Genomic DNA, 1,912 nt, shown 5'->3' on the forward strand with positions numbered 1-1,912 from the left:
GCCAGCGCCCTGTAGCCGGCGGGCACCCCGGCGGTGGAGATACGGGATGCGACGTTGCGCCAGGCCTCGGCCAGCGGTGCCGTCAGCGTCCGGGACTCCGCCAGCACGACCGTGGTGAGTGCGCCCTCCGACGACAGCAGCTGTTCGAGCTGCCCGGTGAGTTCGGGCCGTGCGCCACGGAAACCCTGCACCGCAGTATCCGGGCAGGAAGCGACGACGGTGTCCCTGCCGCCGGCGAGAAGGCCGAGGAGCGCATGGATCGCCGGGTTGGCTTCCTGATAGTCATCCACCAGGACCAGTTTCACGCGCTGGCGTTCCTGCGCGAGGAACTCCTCATCCAGTTCCAGGAGGGAACGGGCTGCAGTGAGTATTCCGGCGGGGTCGAACGCCTCCGGCATCCGGAGGTCCAGGACGTCCCGGTACTCGCCGTACAGCGCTGCAGCGGCAACCCAGTCAGGGCGGTCGAAGCGGTAGCCCCACTCGTGGAGCTGCCCGGCCGAGGCCCCGTATTCGCTGACGCGATCGAAGAGCTGACGGATCTCCTGCCGGAATCCCCGCGTGGGCAGGGCGAGTGTGAGGTTCTGCGGCCAGTCGATGGCAGGCGCGCCGTCCTCGCCGTGGCCGGCGAGCAGCTCCTTGATGATCAGGTCCTGCTCGGCACCTGAAAGGAGCCGCGGCGCGCGGCGGAGTTCAGGCATCCGTCCCTCCGCCTTCGCGCGCCGAATCAGGTCGAACGCATAGGCGGCCCAGGTCCTTGCCGGTGCTGTGCTGAGGCTCCGGTCGAGCTTTTCCGTCAGCTCGTCGCGAAGGCGCGACGCCGCTGCCCGGGTGGGCGCGAGAAGGAGCACCTCGGAGGCCTCGATCACGCCTGCGCGAATTCGGCGAACGGCGACGTCGACCAGGAGCGTCGACTTGCCGGTACCCGGGCCGCCAAGGACAAGCCGGCGGCCAGGGGGGCCAGCGCCCTGTAGCCGGCGGGCACCCCGGCGGTGGAGATACGGGATGCGACGTTGCGCCAGGCCTCGGCCAGCGGTGCCGTCAGCGTCCGGGACTCCGCCAGCACGACCGTGGTGAGTGCGCCCTCCGACGACAGCAGCTGTTCGAGCTGCCCGGTGAGTTCGGGCCGTGCGCCACGGAAACCCTGCACCGCAGTATCCGGGCAGGAAGCGACGACGGTGTCCCTGCCGCCGGCGAGAAGGCCGAGGAGCGCATGGATCGCCGGGTTGGCTTCCTGATAGTCATCCACCAGGACCAGTTTCACGCGCTGGCGTTCCTGCGCGAGGAACTCCTCATCCAGTTCCAGGAGGGAACGGGCTGCAGTGAGTATTCCGGCGGGGTCGAACGCCTCCGGCATCCGGAGGTCCAGGACGTCCCGGTACTCGCCGTACAGCGCTGCAGCGGCAACCCAGTCAGGGCGGTCGAAGCGGTAGCCCCACTCGTGGAGCTGCCCGGCCGAGGCCCCGTATTCGCTGACGCGATCGAAGAGCTGACGGATCTCCTGCCGGAATCCCCGCGTGGGCAGGGCGAGTGTGAGGTTCTGCGGCCAGTCGATGGCAGGCGCGCCGTCCTCGCCGTGGCCGGCGAGCAGCTCCTTGATGATCAGGTCCTGCTCGGCACCTGAAAGGAGCCGCGGCGCGCGGCGGAGTTCAGGCATCCGTCCCTCCGCCTTCGCGCGCCGAATCAGGTCGAACGCATAGGCGGCCCAGGTCCTTGCCGGTGCTGTGCTGAGGCTCCGGTCGAGCTTTTCCGTCAGCTCGTCGCGAAGGCGCGACGCCGCTGCCCGGGTGGGCGCGAGAAGGAGCACCTCGGAGGCCTCGATCACGCCTGCGCGAATTCGGCGAACGGCGACGTCGACCAGGAGCGTCGACTTGCCGGTACCCGGGCCGCCAAGGACAAGCACGGGACCGGACAG

General features: G+C 69.6%; 2 protein-coding genes. Both read right to left on the minus strand.

The features are described 5' to 3' along the window. Nucleotides 1-902, minus strand: a 902-nt coding sequence (locus Y705_RS23560) for a UvrD-helicase domain-containing protein (RefSeq protein WP_444826158.1), incomplete at its 3' end; no start/stop codon positions are given. Then, nucleotides 863-1,912 (minus strand): UvrD-helicase domain-containing protein (locus tag Y705_RS23565; protein WP_026532050.1); only part of this gene is annotated, 1,050 nt, incomplete at its 5' end. The genes Y705_RS23560 and Y705_RS23565, both read right to left, overlap by 40 nt.

This window comes from Arthrobacter sp. H41, from assembly GCF_000520535.1.
In the GTDB taxonomy this organism is placed as follows: Bacteria; Actinomycetota; Actinomycetes; order Actinomycetales; family Micrococcaceae; genus Arthrobacter_D.